General features: G+C 72.5%; 14 protein-coding genes. 8 read left to right on the top strand and 6 right to left on the bottom strand.

The features are described from left to right. The 4 genes from FM119_RS11090 to FM119_RS11075 form a co-directional block, all read left to right on the top strand. Positions 1-458: RNA polymerase sigma factor (locus tag FM119_RS11090; protein WP_143822692.1), on the top strand; the 458-nt coding region annotated here is incomplete at its 5' end. Next, entirely contained in the window at positions 451-1329 is an 879-nt protein-coding gene (locus FM119_RS11085; RefSeq protein ID WP_143822691.1) for a hypothetical protein, read from the top strand. The genes FM119_RS11090 and FM119_RS11085, both read left to right, overlap by 8 nt. A gap of 171 nt (positions 1330-1500) precedes the next feature. After that, on the top strand, positions 1501-2019 hold the full coding sequence (locus FM119_RS11080) for a peptidase inhibitor family I36 protein (protein ID WP_087138114.1): 519 nt from the start codon (positions 1501-1503) through the stop codon (positions 2017-2019). A gap of 420 nt (positions 2020-2439) precedes the next feature. After that, on the top strand, positions 2440-3180 hold the full coding sequence (locus FM119_RS11075) for a DUF6226 family protein (protein WP_087138111.1): 741 nt from the start codon (positions 2440-2442) through the stop codon (positions 3178-3180). On the opposite strand, the gene FM119_RS11070 is transcribed toward FM119_RS11075, so the two are convergent. The 3 genes from FM119_RS11070 to FM119_RS11060 all read right to left on the bottom strand — a co-directional run bounded on the left by FM119_RS11070 (position 3173) and on the right by FM119_RS11060 (position 6674). Continuing rightward, positions 3173-4390 carry a glycoside hydrolase domain-containing protein gene (locus tag FM119_RS11070; protein WP_087138109.1) on the bottom strand — a complete coding sequence of 406 codons (1218 nt, stop codon included), beginning with the start codon at positions 4388-4390 and terminating at the stop codon, positions 3173-3175. The two genes, FM119_RS11075 and FM119_RS11070, sit on opposite strands and share 8 nt — an antisense overlap. Positions 4391-4643: 253 nt before the next feature. After that, positions 4644-5870 (bottom strand): glycoside hydrolase domain-containing protein, encoded by a 1227-nt coding sequence (locus tag FM119_RS11065; protein WP_087138107.1) that lies wholly within the window; start codon positions 5868-5870, stop codon positions 4644-4646. Positions 5871-5939: 69 nt separating this feature from the next. Then, positions 5940-6674: an HAD hydrolase-like protein gene (locus tag FM119_RS11060; protein ID WP_087138105.1), complete on the bottom strand. Its 735-nt coding sequence runs from the start codon at positions 6672-6674 to the stop codon at positions 5940-5942. A gap of 302 nt (positions 6675-6976) precedes the next feature. Here FM119_RS11060 and FM119_RS11055 point away from each other — a divergent pair, with 302 nt between their 5' ends. Then, positions 6977-7318 carry a histone-like nucleoid-structuring protein Lsr2 gene (locus FM119_RS11055; protein ID WP_087138103.1) on the top strand — a complete coding sequence of 114 codons (342 nt, stop codon included), beginning with the start codon at positions 6977-6979 and terminating at the stop codon, positions 7316-7318. A gap of 75 nt (positions 7319-7393) precedes the next feature. On the opposite strand, the gene FM119_RS11050 is transcribed toward FM119_RS11055, so the two are convergent. The 3 genes from FM119_RS11050 to FM119_RS11040 are packed head-to-tail and all read right to left on the bottom strand — an operon-like array spanning position 7394 to position 9952. Continuing rightward, positions 7394-7912 (bottom strand): WapI family immunity protein, encoded by a 519-nt coding sequence (locus tag FM119_RS11050; RefSeq protein ID WP_087138101.1) that lies wholly within the window; start codon positions 7910-7912, stop codon positions 7394-7396. A 7-nt stretch (positions 7913-7919) separates the two neighbouring features. Beyond that, on the bottom strand, positions 7920-8615 hold the full coding sequence (nucS, locus tag FM119_RS11045; protein WP_087138099.1) for an endonuclease NucS: 696 nt from the start codon (positions 8613-8615) through the stop codon (positions 7920-7922). Between the two features lie 35 nt (positions 8616-8650). Beyond that, positions 8651-9952, bottom strand: coding sequence for an MFS transporter (locus FM119_RS11040; RefSeq protein WP_245827453.1), 1302 nt, complete (start codon positions 9950-9952; stop codon positions 8651-8653). 225 nt (positions 9953-10177) lie between these two features. On the opposite strand from FM119_RS11040, the gene FM119_RS13710 reads away from it, so the two are divergent. Genes FM119_RS13710 through FM119_RS11020 form a run of 3 tightly spaced genes read left to right on the top strand, consistent with a single transcriptional unit; the run spans position 10178 to position 18349 of the window. Next, complete coding sequence (locus FM119_RS13710) at positions 10178-11164, top strand: FHA domain-containing protein (RefSeq protein WP_143822690.1); 987 nt, start codon at positions 10178-10180, stop codon at positions 11162-11164. Next, the gene (locus FM119_RS11025; protein WP_245827452.1) at positions 11154-12536 is read left to right on the top strand and encodes a serine/threonine-protein kinase; all 1383 of its coding nucleotides are present in this window, start codon (positions 11154-11156) and stop codon (positions 12534-12536) included. The genes FM119_RS13710 and FM119_RS11025 overlap by 11 nt, the downstream gene beginning before the upstream one ends. Further along, positions 12533-18349 carry an Ig-like domain-containing protein gene (locus FM119_RS11020; RefSeq protein WP_087138093.1) on the top strand — a complete coding sequence of 1939 codons (5817 nt, stop codon included), beginning with the start codon at positions 12533-12535 and terminating at the stop codon, positions 18347-18349. Before FM119_RS11025 ends, FM119_RS11020 begins: the two co-directional genes overlap by 4 nt. Positions 18350-18472: the final 123 nt, after the last annotated feature.

Genomic DNA, 18472 nt, shown 5'->3' with positions numbered 1-18472 from the left:
GGCAGGGTGGCCCCGAACCCCAATATCAGCGGCCCTCAGAAGCGCGAATACTCAGTGAGGCTTTCCGCCTTGCCTGGCAGCGATACGAAGACGGGGAGGCGTTGAGCGTGCCCTGGCTGTATGGCGTCGTGCGGAACCGGATCGGCGACGAGTACCGGCGCCGAGGACGGCGCGCTGAACTGCAATGTCAGCTCAACGAGGACTTCGCGCTGCGTATGCCTGTTTCCGATGACTTGTACGCGGAGGTGCGTGATGCGGTCGAGCGGCTGCCGCAGATACACCGCGAGGTGCTGAAGATGACCTACTGGGAGCGCCTGACGGCTCGGGAGATTGCCGCCGTGCTCAATATGAACAGTGCTGCCGTCCGTGCCCGGCTGATGCGTGCCAGGCGCATGCTTCGTGCGGCATTGAGCGAACTGCAGGACCCGGCTGTCGAGGAGGTGCCCACTCATGAATGACCTGTTGAGCAAGCTGCTGCGCGCAGCCGACCCCGGAACCGTGAAGCGCGGTGACCCACTCTCCGAGCGAGGCCTGCGCGAGCTCGCGGAGTACGAAGCTAAGGAGACCGCACTTGCTCGTTCGCGTCGTCGCGGCACTCGGGAGCCTGTGAAGCGGCGTGCTTGGCGTCCTGTGCAATTAGCGACCGGTGGAGCGTTCGTCGTCGTGCTCCTCGTCGCTGTCATCGCGTTGACGAGTATTCTGCGCCCCGTGCCGGCTGTCGCCGCGACCCCACCACTGCTGGACCTGACCCCGGTTTCCGCGGCGGCTCCGGAGCTGTTGAAGGAGATGGAGACCATGCGTCGCACCGGCCAAGAGCCCGGCAACACGATCCGTACACAGACCTGGGCGCTGAACACGACGTTCGCTGAGGACGGGACGACCGAGTCCACCGTCGTCGAACCGCAGTGGAGCGAGACCGCCTTCCGGGCCGACGGGAGCGTGCATTATCGGCTCATCGCCGCGGAGCCCTTCCCCGGGCAGAACGACGACACCCTGCCCGCACCCGGCACGGTCCTCGTCGAAGAGACCTTACCGCCAGGCGATTGGGACGCTCTGATCGAGGACGGTCCACCCACCGACGTCGACGAGGTCGGCGCATACCTGGCCGCCTTCGCGGGCGATGAGGAGTTGAGCGCGGGGCAGACGCTGCAGGAGATCAGCACCATCGTCTCCAACTACCTGCTCACGCCCGAACAGGAAGCGGCGCTCATCGGATACTTGAGCGGCGTGAGCAACATCCAGGTCTCCGGATCGACAACCGACCGGCTGGGCCGGACGGGGATCGTGTTCAGCGCAACCGACCGTGCCCCCGGCGAGTACGAGGGCTGATCATCTCGCCGCGCACCGGGCAGATCCTTGCTGCCGAGACGCCCTACACCGGGACCAGCAGGACGGACCTCCACGCCCCAGCGGTCGTCGACTACACCGCCTGGGAACGCTGACCGCCTTCTTCGACTGTTCCTCCCCCTGACCACCATCTATCGAACGGATACCTGATCCATGCGTCATACTCGTGCTGCCCTCGCCGCCACCGCCCTCGCCCTGATCGCGCTCTTCACCCCAGCCGTCGCATCCGCGACCGAGCAGGAAACCACACCCATGCAGGAACGCGTCTACGAGGTGATCGACGAGTTCGGCGGCGAGCAAACTGGCTGGAACGAGGTGAGCTGGGACGACGGCGACGTCGTCCTCACCCTCGACCCTGACAACAACCTCAGCGTGAACGCCAATACGATGAAGTCGGTTGGCGTGACGGCGGCGGCATCGAAGGAGGACTGCGCCAGCGGGAAGTACTGCGTCTACAGCAGAGCGCTCTACGACGGTAACAAGCTCACGTTCTCGGCGTGCCCGGCAACGCACACGTCGTTCAGCAAACTCGGCGGTGCCCCGCGCTCGATCATGAACGACCGCGCCTCCGGCAAGGTGAGAGCGTACAACGGGAACACCGTGAAGGCCACGCTGAACGCGGGAACTGGAACCTCGAACATCAGCGGCGTCACGAAGGTCACCTGCTCCTGACCCCTTGATCGCCACGGAGCACCGGACTGCAGCAAGCTTCGGTGTTCTGTGTCACGCGAACCCGCAAGTTCCTGCAAGAAGTGCTAACGAAAGTGCTAAGCAACCTGTAGGTCGGGGTATCGTGGCGGAGTTATCCACAGGTCACATGCCGCAGATCGTTGATTTTATGCGGCAGAACGCCTTACACGGTTTCGCGGCGCGAGGGGGCCGAGTGCAGTTCAAGTCCCCCCTCGCGCACAGAGTATGAGCGGCCCCCGGCTGAGGATTTCTCCTTCGGTCAGGGGCCGTTTTTCGTTGGCTTCCCTCACCCGGTCGGTGCGGCGCGCCCGCACCGCCTCGGTGACGGCCGAGCGCGGCGCCGGTCGGCGCGCACCAGTGACGAGGCCGCCCGCGCCGCCGGCGAGGCGGGAGAATAGCCGCATGAGCGAGTACATCAGGCCGCAGATCGGGTCGGCCGTCTTCAGGGATGATGCGGGCGGCGTCATCGCGTACGGTGCGCGCTGGGACGATCGGGACGGGAGCCCTCCGGAGGAGAGCTACTCGGTCGTCAGCCACCCGGAGAGGTTCGCTCCGCTGCACCTCGTCGCCACGGCGGTGGTCGACGAGCTGGTGCGCCGGTTCGACGTCGATGTCGAGGAGGGGGCCCAGCAGGTCGACGGCCTGCTCGGCGCACCGGATCCGGCCAGGGTGGTCCGCGCGATCCGTCTGACGCCGCGCGACGAGGCGTGCGCCCCTCTCGTGGTGGTCTTGACCGATTTCCCCGGCATCTGGGTGTCTGCCGGTGTGCTGCACACGGCCGCGTACCCGTCCTGCGGCTGCGACGCCTGCGACGAGGTGTGGACCGACGCCGCGGACGAGTTCGAGTGGCAGACCTTCGCCGTGGCCTCGGGCGGCTTCTCGGAGGGGGTGAATGCGCCGCGTCGTCCGCGCTGGACGTTCCAGCGGGGGATCGGCTTCGTCAAGGGGATGGGGCAGACGGTCACCGTCCGCCTGGTCGGCGAGGACGGACAGTCGGAGATGAGCGGAGAGTCCAGGGCGGAAGACGTCCCGCCCGCACTGCTCGCTCGTCTGCAGGCGCGACTGGCCGCGATCGCCGCCCGTGGCGGCGACGGGGGATGGCAGCGCTGGCCCGATCGTGCGGCTGGCGATCGGCTCAGCTGACCGGGCGCACCATGTCCGCGCGGGAGACGGGCCGTGCACGGGAGGACACGATGTTCCGGTCCACCTCGACGCGGCCGTCGCCGTGGCCGACGTGGGTGTTCTCGATCTGGTCGTACCACCAGTTCGACGGCAGCCGATGGCCCAGGTTGCCCCGGTAGCCCGTCGACATCCCCGACACGAAGGATGCCTCCGCGAGGGACGCATCGGCGAGGAGGGTGCACAGCGCCCGCGGACCGTAGACGCCGGGCCGGAATCGGCGCGGCGCCTGTCCGAGCGCACGGCCGACCCCGCGGAAGTACGGCACGGCTGCCGCTCTGGACTCGTCGTCGGAGATGTCGAAGTCGACCGCGAAGAAGATCACCGTGTCCTCGGGGAAGCCGAGGGCCCCGGCGCGCTCCGCCGCGGAGCGCCCCTGGCGTTCACCCGTGGTGGCGCTGAGGTCGCCGACCGCCCTGTTCGACTCCTGCATGATGGGGAACGTCGTCAGCCCGGCGTCGAAGATGACGTCGAGCTCACCGTCGCCGTAGCGCTTGCCGCGCCCGGTCAGATAGCGGCCGACCGTGCGGTAGCCGGCTTCACGCAGGGCTGCGGCGCGGGCGGCGGTGATGGTCGTGGAGGTGTCGACGGCCCTGGCCGTGCGCGACAGGTCACCCGTCGAGACGAGCAGTCCCGTCCAGGTGGCCGGGTCGGCCTCGCCCGTGACGGGGAGCTCGTCGCGAGCCTGCACCCGGCGAACCGCCGACTCGGTCGCCGAGTCGAACACCCCCGTGAAGCGGAGGTCTGCGCCGTCCATGAGAAGGGCGCCCTGGAACACCCGCACCAGCGCGCTGCGCCGGTCGTCCGCATCGCCCCCGTCGCCCGGTCTCAGAAGGCCCGTCGCCGCGATGAGGGACCTGGTCGTGGGGCCGAGCACGATGCTCGCCTCCGCGGCGGGGATGCCGAGTGCGTGCTGGAGGGCGAAGACGAGTCCGTTCATCGTGGCCGCGTCCGGTCGGCGGCCGCGCGGGTCGATGCGAGGGAATGCGTCGAACCGCGCATATCGGGAGAGCAGCCAGCGCTGCATGCGCGAGCGCTCGCCGTCGGCGCCGTCCGCGGATCCCGCGGTGCCGGTGCGCAGCGGTGTCGCGTGTGCAGTCGTCGCGGACCAGGAGGGCGCCAGGAGCCCGAGGCCGGCAGCGCTGACGAGGGTCCTGCGTGAGAGGGGAGACATGGAGTGGGTGCCCTTCGCTCGTCCGGCTGGGGGCGGGGCCGGTCATGGTGTCGTCCGGGGAAGGTTACGCGTGACCGTTTCGTTACCGGAGCGGGTGGAGCGGATCCGGGGAGAGCGGTCGCGCTCCCGTGTTCCGGACGGAACCCGGCGGTCGACAGCGGCACCCGGGTCACGACCGTGCCTCGCGTGCCTCGCGTGCCTCGGCGCTGCGGCGCTGCGGCGCGCGCGTGCCGGGCCGCCGCGACGGCGACGATCAGCCGGGCGTCGGCACCATGTCGATCGCCCGGATCGGCCGTGCACGAGAGGACACCACGTTCCTGTCGATCCCGATGGCGCCGGAGCCCTCGCCGACGGCGGTCTCCTCGATCTGGTCGTACCACCAGTCCGGCGGGAGCGGGTGGCCGAGGTTGCCGAGGTACCCGGTGGACATCCCGCCCACGAAGGAGGCGGTCGTCAGAGCGCTGTCGCCGAGGAGGCGGCACACGGCGCGCGGACCGTACACGCCCGGCTCGAACCGACGCTCCGCGCGGCTCAGCGCGCGGCGGACGCCCCGGAAGTACGGCATCACGTGACGGTGCGTCTGCTCGACGGAGACGTCGAAGTCGACGGCGAAGAAGATGACCGTGCCGGGGGGGAAGCCGAGCCCGATCGCGCGCCTGGCCGCGGCCGCGCCCTGCCGCTCCCCCTCGGCCCTGCCGAAGTCGTCGGCGGCGCGGTTCGACTCCTGATAGATGGGGAAGGTGCTGAGGCCGTGAGCGAAGATCGTGTCGAGCTCGCCGTGCGCGTACTGCTTGCCCCGCCCGGTGAGGTACCGGCCCACGGTCGTGTAGCCGGCGTCGACGAGGGTGCTCGCCCTGGCGTCCGTGACGACCGTGGAGGCGTCGACCGCGCGGGTCGTCCGGGTGAGGTCCCCGGTCGACACGAGCAGGCCCGTCCAGGTGGTGAGGTCGCCGTCGCCCGTGACCGGCAGCTCCGCCCGCTCCTGGAACGCCATCGTCGCCGCGCGGGTGAGCACGTCGAACTCGCCGGTGAAGGGCAGTGGCGCGCCGTCCATGAGCAGGGCGCCCTGGAAGAGCCGCGTCAGCTCGGCGTTGATCGGGCGGCGCATGCCGATCTGGCCGCGCTCGACGATTCGCTCCCTAGTGTCGGGTCCGAGCGCGATGCTCGCCTCCGCCGCCGGGACCCCGAGCGCCACCTGCAGCGCGAACACGAGGGCGTTCATGGTGTGGCGGTCGCCCGCCACGCCGGTGGGGTCGATGGGAGGGAACGCGGGGTAGTCGGCGTAGCGCGCGAGCAGCCAGCGCTGCAGCTCGACGATCTGCACGCTCGCCTCCGCCGCGGAGACCGGCCAGCCGGGCGGGGCCCAGCCTCCGTCCGCGACCGCCGCGGCAGCTCGGTCGGCCCGCGCCGCCGCGATCGGGGGCAGCGCGAGACCCCACCCCGCGGCAGCGAGAAGGCCGCGGCGACTGATCCCCGTCATCGCCCGCTCCTCTCCGCCCCGAGGGACGAGTGCCGCTCGCTCATCGTCAGACCCGTCGTCCCCGTCCGATCAGGATGCGCCACCACCGGCCGCATCGGCCGTCGAGGGGAGTCCGCGTGGCACGGGTGCGGCGAGGCCGAGCAGCTCCGCGAGTTGGACGGGGGTGTCGACCGCGGCGGTCGCCCCGCGCTCCTCCTCCGCCGAGCCGTAGCCCCAGCGCACCAGGATCGAGGAGAGGCCGTGCGCCGCGGCCCCCTCGACGTCCATGACGCGATCGCCGACGAGGACCCCCGGGTGTGCGGCGATCCCGAGTGCGCCGAGCCGGCGGATCGCCTCGGCGACGACGTCGGCCTTGCTCGAGCGCACCTCGTCCTCGCTGGCGCCGCAGATGACGGTGAAGAAACCCGTGAGTCCGTAATGCCGGAGAATCCGCACCGCCTGGGACTCCGGCTTGCTGGTGGAAAGCGCGAGCGGAATTCCGCGCAGGGACAGTTCGCCGAGGATCTCCGCGACTCCCGGGTAGAGCGCGGAGTCGTGCTCCGGGCCGACCTCGGCGACGCGGGAACGGTAATGGCGCAGCGCCTCGTCCGCCTCCGAATCGCTCAATCCGCTGATGTTCCGGAAGCCGTCGAGAATCGGGGGACCGACGTAGCTCCGCAACTGCGCGTCGGTGGGCCGCGGATGGCCGAGCTCGACCAGGCTCGCGGCGATTCGGCTCGTGATGCCTGGTGCCGAGTCGACGATCGTGCCGTCGAGATCGAAGAAGACGACGGACCAGGGGGACAGGGTTTCGACTGGGATCACGCGAGCAGTCTATGCGGACCGTGTGCCGTGATCCTGAGCGGGGCGCGGGAGTGGACACGGGGCGCGGATGCGCCGCGTGCAGGGGCGCGGACGGGGTGGCCGCCCCGCCTCGTCCGGCATGACAACGACCGCGAGCGGACAAACACGAAGCGGTGAATTGGTATCCACAGGAAAGGCAATTCGAGCGCTTTCATGAATAATCCAAGAATTGTGTGTCATCATTGCTCGCGTCACAGCGGCAGGAACCCGAACAGCGGCCGCGAATGACAATACCGATTATCGATTCCAGACTTAGGGGAACAATGGCCCAGAAGACGATCGTCACCCTGATCGACGACATCAACGGCGAAAGCATCGGCGAGGGCGAGGGACGCACCGTCGCGTTCGCCTTCGACGGAACCAACTACGAGATCGACCTCCTCGACGCGCACGTCGACGAGCTCAGCGCCGCCCTGCAGCCCTACATCGCCCAGGCCCGCCGCGTCACGCGCGCCGGCACGAAGAGCACCTCCCGGCCCAGCGCCGCCAAGCGCGACCTCGCCCGTGTCAGGGAGTGGCTGCGCGCCCCGGGGCACACGGTGTCCGAGCGCGGCCGCATCCCCGCCGCGCTGCTCGAGGAGTACGACGCCGGCGCAGGCAAGTAGCCACCACCCGCCACACGGCGGGAGCGGGGCGGGAGGACGCATCGGGCGACCTCCCGCCCCGTCGCCGTCCCGCGGTCAGCGCGGCGGGTACATCGCCAGCTGGGCGTTCCAGTGCTCGACCGCGGCGGCAAGCTCCGGCGTCGGCATCGCGACGCCGACGTCCAGCCGACCCGGCCGGACATCACCGTCGAGCGCGACGCCGAACCGGAGCTCCGTCCGGCCGTGCGTGCGGTCGACGACCCGGACCCGGAGGTTCGGCTCGATCGGGGCGAAGTCGGCGCCGGCCGGTGCGCGGAGCAGGAACGCGGCGAGCTCCCGCGCCTCCGTGGTCGTCAGGCACGGAAGAGTCGCCTCCCGTCGTTCGCCTCCGGCCGTCGCGTCGATGCGGACGAGCAGCCAGTTGGCGTCGTCGTCCCTCGGCTTCACGACCGCGTCCAGGCGGGAGCGCCACTCCCGCAGCGACTCCCGCGCGCCGTCCCCGTCATCGCGCCAGGCAGCGCCGACCGTGTCGGGCCAGTCGCTCCGGGTCCGGGGGAACTCGTAGCCGGCGACGGACAGGTCCAGGCGGGCGCCCGAGGGCGAGGTCAGGATCATGTGCCGATCAGAACAGGCGGGAGTGCCCGTCGTCAATGCCCCGCATCTCGTCGTAGTCGAGGAGGACGCAGCGGATGCCCCTGTCCTCGGCGAGGGTGCGGGCCTGCGGCTTGATCTCCTGCGCGGCGAACACGCCGGTCACCGGGGCGAGCAGCGGGTCGCGGTTCATCAGCTCCAGGTACCTGGTCAGCTGCTCGACGCCGTCGATGTCGCCCCTCCGCTTCAGCTCTACGGCCACGGAGGCGCCCGAGCCGTCCCTGGCGAGGATGTCGACCGGTCCGATCGCGGTCATGTACTCACGGCGGACGAGGGAGTAGCCCTCGCCCAGGCGCTCGATCTGCTCAGCGAGGAGCTTCTGCAGGTGCGCCTCGACGCCGTCCTTCTGCAGCCCGGGGTCGACGCCCAGCTCGTGCCTGCTGTCGTGCTCGATGTCGTGGATGGACACGATCAGCATGTCGGCCGTCTTCTGGTGGGTGACCTTCCACAGCTCGACGACCCCGGCCTCGCGCTGCCGCTCGTCCGGCTCGGCGACGGCGAGGGTGCATGGGGGGCTCATCCAGTTGAGCGGCTTGTAGCTGCCGCCGTCGGAGTGCACCAGCAGGCTGCCGTCGTTCTTGACCATGAGCAGCCGGCGGGCGAGCGGCAGGTGGGCGGACAGCCGGCCCGCGTAATCGATGGAGCAGTTCGCAATGACCAGACGCACCCGACAACCGTAGCCCAGACGCGGCGGCCCGGCCGTCAGTCGGAGGCGCCCCGGCGCTCGCGTGCGGCGGGCGCCGCCAGGCCGGACAGCACGATGAGCACGAGCACCACCACGAGCGCCGTCAGGATCCCGACATGCTCGCCGAGGATGCCGATCCCCGGCGGGCCGACGAGGAAGGCGATGTAGCCGATGATCGACACCGCGCCGACACGCGCCGTCGAGTCACCGGGGCCGTCCGCGGCGGCGGAGATGCCCAGGGGGAACCCGAGCGAGGCGCCGAGACCCCAGAGGACGGTCCCGAGGACGAACAGCGCGGGGACGTCCGTGACGATGAACACGCCGAGCCCCACAGTGGCCAGCAGCGCCGACCAGCGCAGGGCGGGGACACGGCCGATGCGGTCGACGACGGGACCGCCGAGCAGGCGCCCGACGAACATGGACCCCACGAACACGGCGAACACGGCGGCGCCCGTCGCCTCCGCCTGTCCGTGGCCGTCCACGACGGCGAGGGCGAGCCAGTCGTTCGCGCTGCCCTCGGCGAACGCCATGCCGAGCATGATGACGCCGATGAGCAGCAGTGAGGGGTCTCGCCAGACGGCGAGGCGCTCGCCGAGGCTGCGGCGCGCGACCGGCTCCGTTCCGCTCGCGGCGGCGAGGGGGATCGGGCCGGTCAGGGTGCTCTGCTCCGTCGCGGTTCCGGCGGTCGCCGTGCCGTTCGCGTGGCGGCGCAGCTCGTGTCCCTCGAGGGGGACGAAGCGCAGCACGGCCGCGACGATGAGGGCGAGGACGACGGCGACGATGAGCAGGTGCTCGCCCGCGGGGAGCCCGACGAGCGCCGCGAGCGAGCCGAGCGCGGCCCCGCAGAGGGTGCCGAGGCTGAAGCAGGCGTGCAACAGGGGCATGATCGTGCGCCCCAGCCGGCCCTCGGCCGCGGCTCCGTCGACGTTCATCGCCACGTCGAGGCAGCCGTTCCCGAAGCCGAAGACGAACAGCGCCACCGCCACGACGGTGAGCGAGCCGAGCAGGGACCCGAGCGCGATCCCCGCGACGCCGAGCACGACCAGCAGCATGACGACCCGCATGGTCCCGCGCGACCCCCAGCGGCCGAGCAGGCCGGGCGCCTGGGTGATGCCGATGACGGAGCCGACCGACATGGCGAGGATGACGAGGCCGAGCTGGTCGGTCCCCACGTCGAGGGTCGTCCTGATCGCGGGAAGACGTGACGCCCACGTCGCCATGGACAGGCCGGAGAACGCGAACACGACGAAGAGCGCGTTGCGCCAGTGGCGGAGCTCCGTCGAGACGGGAGCGGAGGAGAGGGGTGGCTGCTGCGACACGGGAGGACACCTGGCTGGAGAGTGGGCGGAGCGCGGTCGACCGTGACCGCATCCCCCAGCCAATCACAGAGGGCGTCCCGCGTGGGACGTGTGTGCGGCCGTGTCGGCGCCCGGCGGCGTGGCGCGGTCGTCGACGGCGCCCTGCGGGGCGTGTGCCCGAGCCGGTCGAGCCGCTATCGTTGAGCGAAGGAGGGGACGCAGACCCCGGCCGGTAGAGGGGGGTTCGTGCGCACCGACATCACCGTCGACTTCGGCGCCCCCGTCGTGCTCCTGATCACGATCGACGGGGTCGACGACGACGCCGTCAGCATCCGCGACCGCGGTGACGGCCGTGCCCAGGTGACCGCGGGCTCGTCGAGGAGCGTCCGGGTCCGCACCGGCTCGGGGTGGACGGAGCACACGGCGTCGGAGGCGACCGTCCGCGTCGACGGGGCGCTCGGCGTGAGGGTCGGGACCGGCGGGCAGGAGCCGCCGACGGGGGACACCCACGTCGGCAGGGCGGAGCCCGCCCGCGCGGGCACGGCGGCGGAGTATCCGCTCACCCGTCCGCCCGCGCCGCCCTCGGGAGGCTCGGCGGACGTCGCTGCCGCCGACGCCGAGGACGAGACCATCTACTACCGGGACGGACGGCCGGTGGCCGGACCGACCCCCTCCGGCACCACGGGCCCCTCCGGCACCACGGGCCCCTCCGGCACCGCGGGCCCCTCCGGCACCACAGGTCCCGGCGGCACCGCGGGCCCCGGCGCTCCCGCCGACCCGGCCGACACCGGTGGTCTGGCCGACTCCGGCGACGCCGACGACTCCGACCACACGGTCATCACTCGGCGCCGCTCCGGCGTCTCCCAGCTCTCCCTCCGCGTCACCGATGACAGCGGCCAGCGGCTCGTCCCGCTCCTGGGCACCCTCGTCGTCGGCCGGGCGCCCGAGCCGAGCGCGGGCCTTAGCAGGGGAGGGGCGCAGCTGCCGGGGACACTGACCATCGCCGCCGGCCGCAGCTCCATCAGCCAGTCGCACCTGCGGATTTCCCCCTCCGGAACCGCGGCGCTCGTCCGCGACCTCTGGTCGACGAACGGCACCAGGGTGAGGGCGACCGGCATGGCCCCGTTCCGCCTCCGCAACGGCGAGGAGATCCCGCTCGGGCTCGGCGGGACCGTCGACCTCGGCGACGGTGTCACCATCGAGATCGTCGGCGGGCCGGTCGATGGCGCGTAGGCTGCCCGGCGATCCCCCGACGCTGTCCGGGTACACCTACGTCCGGGCGCTGGGCACGGGAGGCTTCGCCGACGTCCACCTGTACGAGCAGAGCATGCCGCGGCGCACCATCGCCGTGAAGGTCCTGCTGCCCGACGCCGTCGACGGTGAACTGCGCGCGGCGTTCCTGCAGGAGACGACGATGCTCGCCCAGCTGTCCACCCACCCGAGCGTCCTCACCATGTACGAGGCGGGGATCGCGCCGGACGGCCGCCCGTACCTGGTGACGGAGTACTGCCCGGACAACTACGGCGACCGCTCCCGCGGCGGCGCGCTCGGCGTCCCCGAGGTGCTCGGCGTGGGGATCGCCGTCGGCAGCGTCCTCGAGACCGCCCACAGGGCCGGGGTGCTGCACCGCGACATCAAGCCGGCGAACGTGCTCGTCACCGCGTACGGCAAGCCGGTGCTCGCGGACTTCGGCATCGCCGCGACCGTGTCCAGGGCCGAGTCGGACGAGTCGGTGGGGATCTCGGTGCCCTGGTCGGCGCCCGAGGTGCTCAGCGGCGCCAGCAGGGGCGGCGTCGCGACGGAGCTGTGGTCGTTCGGGGCCATGCTGTACGCCCTGCTCACCGGGAGGTCCCCCTTCGAGCAGCCGGGAGGCGACAACGCGCGCGAGGCGATCGCCGACCGCATCCGCGGTCGCAAGGCCCCCCGGCCGATCGAGCGCCAGGACGTGCCGGCGGCGCTGCTCGACCTGATCGCCGCCTGCCTGGACCGTGACCCCTCACGTCGACCCGCGAGCATGCTGGACGCGCTGCGGGAGCTCCAGCGCGCGGAACTGGAGCTCCAGCTCAGGCCGAGCACCCTGGAGATCCCCGGGGACACCGCCACGGAGCTCAGCCGCGTCCTCGCCGCGGCGGCCGCGGCGGAGCGGGACGCCCCGGCCGCCGCCGCACCCGTCCGGTCGCGACGTCGGCGCCCGGCGGCCACCGAGACGGGGCCGGACGACCGAACCAGCATCCGCACGCTCGACCGCCGTCCGCCCCGTCGCCGTCCGCTGCGCTGGCTGGTCGCCGCCGCGGGCGCGCTCCTCGCAGCCGGCGTCGTGACCGCCGTGGTGCTGTCGATCCCGCGCGGCGTCCCCGCGGTGGACAGGCTGCACGCCGAGCCGGCGGACGGGGCGGTGCAGTTCAGCTGGGACCCCGCCGCCGACGATGCCCGCTATCAGGTCCGCGTCGACGGCGAACCGGCCGTGCAACAGGACACCACCGGCTACCGCGCCGAGGCGTCCGCCGGGGACCGCGTCTGCGCCACCGTCGCCGTCATCCTCGCCGACGGGCGGCTCGGCGAGCCCAGCCAGGCCCAGTGCGCCCGAGCGGGGCAGGACCGGTGATCGGCGGCATCGCCAGGCGGCTGTCGCGGCACCGCGTCGCCACCGCCAGCGCCGTCGGGGGGCTCGCCCTCGCGCTGCTCGTCGGCGGGGCGGTCATCGCCGACGGCTACGAGCGCAGCGACCAGCAGCTCGGCGACGCCTCCGTCTGGGTCGAGAACCGGACGGAGCGGCTGCTCGGCCAGGCGAACACCGCGATCGCGCAGCTCAGCACCGTGCTCGGCTCCCCCGGGGCCGACGGGGTCATCGTGCAGGACGCCGACACCGTCGCCGTGCACACCCCTGCCGACAACACCCTCAGCCTCGTCGACCCGAGCAGGGCCGAGCTGACCGAGAGCGTCCCGCTCCCCGCGGGGGAGCCGGTCGTCGTCGGCAGCGGCTCCGTCCTCGGCATCCTGGAACCGGGGGAGGGGGAGCTCTGGGTCACCTCCCTGGCCGACGCGGCCGCCTTCGAGACCGGGCAGTCGCCGACCGCGGAGATCGGGGTCGACGCGGTCGCCGCCGTCGACGACTCCGGCGCGTGGGCCGGGTTCAGCCAGCGGGCGTCGCGCCTGGTCACCGGAGGGGCGGGCCAGGGCACGCGGGTGAGCGAGCTCGAGTTCTCCTCCCCGCCCTCGGGGGCGCAGCTCACCCTCATCGGCGGCGAGCCGGCCGTCTACAGCCCCGCGTCCGACGAGCTGTGGTTCGGTGGCCAGACCCGCTCCCTCGGCTCCGTCGTCGACGACCCGGAGTCGGTGCGGCTGGAGGCAGCCCGGTCGGCGGACGGCGGGTTGCTCGTCGCGCACGCGGGCGGGCTGATCGCGGTCGACCCGGACAGGGACGAGCTGCGCGTCGTCCTCGACGGACTCGACGGAGCCGCGGCCGCGCCCCTCGCCGTCGACGGCTGCTCCTACGCCGCCTGGTCGGACGGCACCGGCGTCCAGTGGTGCGAGGGGACCGAGCCCGCGACGCTCGACCTCGCCGAGATGCCGGGGACAGCCGAGCCGCTCGTCGCGTCCAACGGCATCAGCGTCGTCGCCAGCGACCCGGGGTCAGGCCGCGCCTGGGCGCTCGCCGACGGCGGCCGCCTCATCGACAACTGGGACGACTTCGACGAGGACACCACCGTCGTCGAGACCGAGCGGGACGACCTCGACGTCCCGCCGGAGACGGAAGACCAGCAGAAGCCGCCGTCCGCCGTCGACGACGAGATGGGAGTCAGGGCCGGCAGGGCGAACCTGCTGCCGGTGCTGCTCAACGACTCGGACCCCAACGGCGACCCGCTCGCCATCGTCGACGTCGAGCAGCCCTCCGCCGACCTCGGCCGGATCGAGATCGTCGCCGACGCCCAGAAGCTCCAGCTGACCACCAGGGACGGAGCGAGCGGGGCGGAGAGCGTGCGCTACACCGTCAGCGACGGCAGGGGAGGCACCGCCTCGGCGACGCTGGCGCTCACCGTCGTCGCGGAGGACGTCAACGAGCCGCCCGTGCAGCAGCGCACCACGACGAGCTCCGTCGCCCGCGACGGCCAGGTCACCGTCCACACGATCGAGGACTGGGTGGACCCGGAGTCCGACCCCGTGTACCTGGAGGCCGCCGACGCCACCACGCAGAGCAGCGTCTCGTTCAGCCCCGAGGGCGACATCGAGTTCGTCCAGGGCGGGGGGGACGAGGAGCTCGAGCAGATCACCCTCCGCGCGTCCGACGGGCGCGACAGCGGCGAGGGCCTGGTCAACATCACCGTCGGGGCCAGGGGCGAGGTGCCGATCATCGCCGAGTCGTACACGATCACCGGCTACGCGGGCACGGAGATCGTCACCGCGCCGCTGGAGGCGGCCAGGGGCGGGAGCGGGGAGCTGCGCTTCACGGGGGCCAGCACCGACGACGAGGCGCTCACGCTCAGCCCGAACTACACCGACGGCAGCCTCACGGTGCTCGCCGAGGAGCCGGGGACCCGCTTCGTCGAGTACTCCGTGACCGACGGGGAGCTCACCTCCAGCGGCGTCATCCGCGTCGAGATCGCCCCCGTGCCGGACGCGGCGGCCCCACCCGTCGTGCTGCCCGTCACCGCGTTCCTCTACCTGCAGAACACGACGGAGGTCGACGTGCTCGCCTCCGCCTACGACCCGGGCGGGGGGGTGCTCTCCGTCGTCGGGACCGGCGAGGTGCCGGAGGGGTCGGGCATCGTCGTCGAGAACCTGGAGAGCAGGGCGCTCCGGGTGACGCTGAAGAACGAGCTCGTCGAGCCGGTCGAGCTGAGCGTCCGCGTCAGCAACGGTCAGGCCGTCACCGAGGGCGTCGTCACGCTCGTCAACGTGCCGGAGCCGAGCAGGCTGCAGGCGCCGATCGCCAGGGACGACCGCAGCTCCGTCCGCGTCGGCGAGGTCGTCGACATCCCCGTCATGCGCAACGACGAGCAGCCCAACGGCAAGCCGTTCACCCTCGACACCGAGCTCGTCGCCGAGCCGGAGGACGGGCTGCTCGTCGTCGCGCAGGACCGGCTGCGCTACCTCGCCCCCGACACCCCCGGCGACTACACGGCGTCGTACCGCATCACCGGGACCGACGGGCAGTGGGCCAGCGCCGAGGTCGAGATCGTCGTCCGCGACATCGACGTCGCGAGCAACCGCCCGCCCTCGGCGCCCACCGTCACCGGCCGCACGACCGCGGGCGAGGCCACGACGCTGAGCGTGCCGCTGACCGGCGTCGACCCTGACGGCGACGCGGTCCAGATCGGCGGCATCAGCGCGCAGCCGACGCTCGGCTCGGTCACCTCCGTGGACACGCAGAGCATCGAGTACACGGCGAACCCGTACTCGACGGGGACCGACGTGTTCGAGTACACCCTCGTCGACGCCCAGGGTGCCAGCAGCACGGGGCTCGTGCGCGTGGGCATCAGCGAGGACGCCGGAGCCGCCGTCCCCCCGGTGGCGATGGACGACATCGTCACCACCCGGCCGGGCTCCGCGCTGACCGTCGACCCGCGGCTGAACGACTCCGACCCGACCGGCCGCGGCCTGACCGTGACCGAGGCAGAGCCGAACGGCGACGGGCTGAGCGCGGAGATCACCGACGACGGCCTCGCGCTCGTCGCCCCCGAGCGCGAGGGGACCGTCGCCGTGCTCTACACCGTCGCGACCAGGGCGGGCGGCACCTCCAGCGCGTGGGTGTTCGTCGAGGTCGACAGGGACGCGCCCCTGGCCGCCCCCGTCGCCTCCGACGTGCAGCTGCGCCTCGCCGACATCAACGGACGCGAGGAGGTGCCGGTCGACGTGCTCGCCCTCGCCCGGTTCAGCGAGGGAGCCGTGTCGGGGCTCGACGTCACCGTCCCCTCCGGCTTCGGGCAGGCGGAGGTCGACGGCTCCGGACGCGTCGTCGTCCCCGTGGCCGAGTCCGCGCAGATCGTGCCCTTCCGCGTGGGCAGGCCGGACGACCCCTCCGTGTCCAGCACGGCGTTCATCCGGGTGCCGGGGACCGCCGACGCCGCCCCGGAGCTGCGCCCCGACGCGCCCGAGCTGGTCGTCGCCTCCGGCGAGGAGCTGACCATCCCCCTCGCCGAGCAGGTCATCGCGGCGGAGGACCGCGAGGTCGCCGTCACCGACGGATCGGCCGTGCAGGCGACGCAGTCGGACGGCTCCGAGCTCGTCGCGGACGCGCGGACGCTGCGCTTCCGCTCCGCCGAGGGCTTCTGGGGCGTCGCCTCCATCACCGCGACCGTGACGGACGGCCGCACCCAGTCGACGCTGACCATGCCGATCACGGTGACCCCGGCCGAGGACCAGCCGCCGGTGCTGGCCGACGCGCGCGTCGGGCTGGAGGCGGGCACGGACACGACCATCGACCTGTCCGCGCTCACCGACTACGCCAGCACGGCGGAGGGCGCCCTGAGCTGGAGCGTCGACGACTCCGGCTCGGCCGGGGTGGTCTCCGCATCGGTGTCGGGGTCGATCCTCACGGTGACGGCCGTCGACGGCACCGAGGTCGGAGGCAGGGCGGAGCTCCCCATCGCCGTCGAGGACCGGGCGGGCCAGAGTGACGACGCGGTCGTGCGCGTCGACGTGGTGCGCTCGACGCGGCCGGTGGTGTCCCCCGTCGCCGACGAGGTCGTGCTCGTCAGGGGCGAGTCGGACACCGTCGACGTGCTCGCCAACGACGAGGCGAGCAACCCGTTCCCCGGCCGTGCGCTCCGGGTGGTGTCCGTGAGCACCTCGACCGGGCTGGACGGCGTGAGCGCGACGCCGAGCGCGGATCGCCGCCGCGTCCAGCTCAGCGCGGCGGAGCAGTCGGAGACGGGAACGATGACACTGCGCTACACGGTCGCCGACATCACCGACGACCCGGACCGCTACGCTACGGGCACGGTCTCCGTGCGCATCCAGGACGTCCCCGACGCACCGGGAGCCCCGCGCATCGCCGCCAGGCACCCGGAGGACGCCGCGGTGACGCTGCGCATCCCGCACGCGTTCCCCAATGCCTCGCCGGTGACCGGCTACCGCGTGCTCGACTCCGACGGCGACCCGGTCGCCGACTGTGAGAACCCGGACTCGTGCCGCGTCGAGGGCATCCCCTACGGGGAGTCGGTCAGCTTCAGGGCGGAGGCGACGAACGCCGTCGGCACGAGCGGGCGCTCGCCGGCGAGCGAGTCGCTCGTCATGGACGGCTCGCCGGGGACGCCGCGCTCGGTCGGGCTCGAGGCGAGCAACGCCGAGCCGGACGGGCGTGTGCTCCGCGCCAGCTGGCAGGCGCCCGAGTCGGCCGCGTACGGGACGCCCGTGCGGGCGTACGAGGTGCGGCTGCGCGGGCCCGGCGTCGACGTCGCCCGAACGGTGACGGCCGACGAGCAGAGCGTGCTCATCCGCGACGGCGGCATCAGGCCCGGCTCCGAGTACACGGTCAGCGTGACGGCGCGGAACGCCACGAACACGAGCGAGAAGGCGGGTAGCGCCTCGGCGGTCGCGGTCGGCCCCCCGAGCATCGCGGGCGCGTCCGCGGCCCGCTCGGGCGACGGGGACCGGATCACCGTGGCGGTCACCTTCTCCGGGGTCAACGGCAACGGCCGCGACCCTGGCATCCAGGTCAGCCCGATGACCTCGGCCGACGGCGAGGGCACCTCCTGCACGGTCGGCGACGTCCGGCCCAACGCCTCCGGCGGCCAGTGGGTGGACACCGCGCCCTCGGGCGACAGCCCGCGCTACACCGTCGACGTCACGAACGGGCTGTTCTGCGTCCGTACCCACACCGACGGTCTCTCGCTGCGGCCGAACGTCGCCTCCGCCCGCGTCGACGTGGCGGCGCCGAACGGCGACGGCGACGCCCTGCTTCAGCTGTCCGGGCTGCGCGCGACCGAGGACGGGGCGCGCTACTCGTACTCGGTCGTCGACGCCGGCTCGGCGTCCGGTCAGTGGAGCCGCCCGCAGCGCGCCGACGGCGGCACCATCACCATCTCCGACGGCTCCCGCTTCGGCAGGGCGACCGATGTCTACGTGCGGGCGTGCAGCTACGGCTTCGCGGGCTCCTGCGGCCAGGAGACGAAGGTGTCCGGATCGGGGGCGGTGCCGTTGCGCACCCTCGTGGCCGTTGAGCGCTGCACCATCGGCCAGCCCGTCGACCAGCTCGTCCGGATGCCGGACAACAATGGTCGGCAGGGCACGATCCGCGTGCGATACCTGGACGAGGAGGACCGGCCGCTCGGTGAGTTCGTCGCGCCGACCGACCCGGTCCCCGCGGCGGCCGAGGGGCAGGACAGCGTGCGCGTGCTCACGGAGATCGTGTTCCCCGACCTCGGCGGGGCGCGCTACGTCTCGCCCGAGCCCGTCGCCGAATGCGAGGCGCCATGATCGGCCCGCTCGCCCCGCTCGCCCCGCTCGGCCCGCTCGCCCCGCTCGCGTTGCTCGGCCCGTTCGCGGATCGGCGGACCGCCGCGCCCTCTCGCGACGCCCCGCCCCCGGCCGTCACCGCTT

Source organism: Mycetocola reblochoni REB411 (assembly GCF_900163835.1).
GTDB classification, from domain to species: domain Bacteria; phylum Actinomycetota; class Actinomycetes; order Actinomycetales; family Microbacteriaceae; genus Mycetocola_B; species Mycetocola_B reblochoni.
This window is presented reverse-complemented; position numbering and strand designations above follow the sequence as displayed.

Excerpts from the sequence above, each read along its gene's own strand:
- FM119_RS11070 (WP_087138109.1), bottom strand. The coding sequence starts at position 4,390 with ATGTCTCCCCTCTCACGCAGGACCCTCGTCAGCGCTGCCGGCCTCGGG.
- FM119_RS11055 (WP_087138103.1), top strand. The coding sequence starts at position 6,977 with ATGGCCCAGAAGACGATCGTCACCCTGATCGACGACATCAACGGCGAA.
- FM119_RS11080 (WP_087138114.1), top strand. The coding sequence starts at position 1,501 with ATGCGTCATACTCGTGCTGCCCTCGCCGCCACCGCCCTCGCCCTGATC.
- FM119_RS11085 (WP_143822691.1), top strand. The coding sequence starts at position 451 with ATGAATGACCTGTTGAGCAAGCTGCTGCGCGCAGCCGACCCCGGAACC.
- FM119_RS11050 (WP_087138101.1), bottom strand. The coding sequence starts at position 7,912 with ATGATCCTGACCTCGCCCTCGGGCGCCCGCCTGGACCTGTCCGTCGCC.
- FM119_RS11025 (WP_245827452.1), top strand. The coding sequence starts at position 11,154 with ATGGCGCGTAGGCTGCCCGGCGATCCCCCGACGCTGTCCGGGTACACC.
- FM119_RS11065 (WP_087138107.1), bottom strand. The coding sequence starts at position 5,870 with ATGACGGGGATCAGTCGCCGCGGCCTTCTCGCTGCCGCGGGGTGGGGT.
- FM119_RS11075 (WP_087138111.1), top strand. The coding sequence starts at position 2,440 with ATGAGCGAGTACATCAGGCCGCAGATCGGGTCGGCCGTCTTCAGGGAT.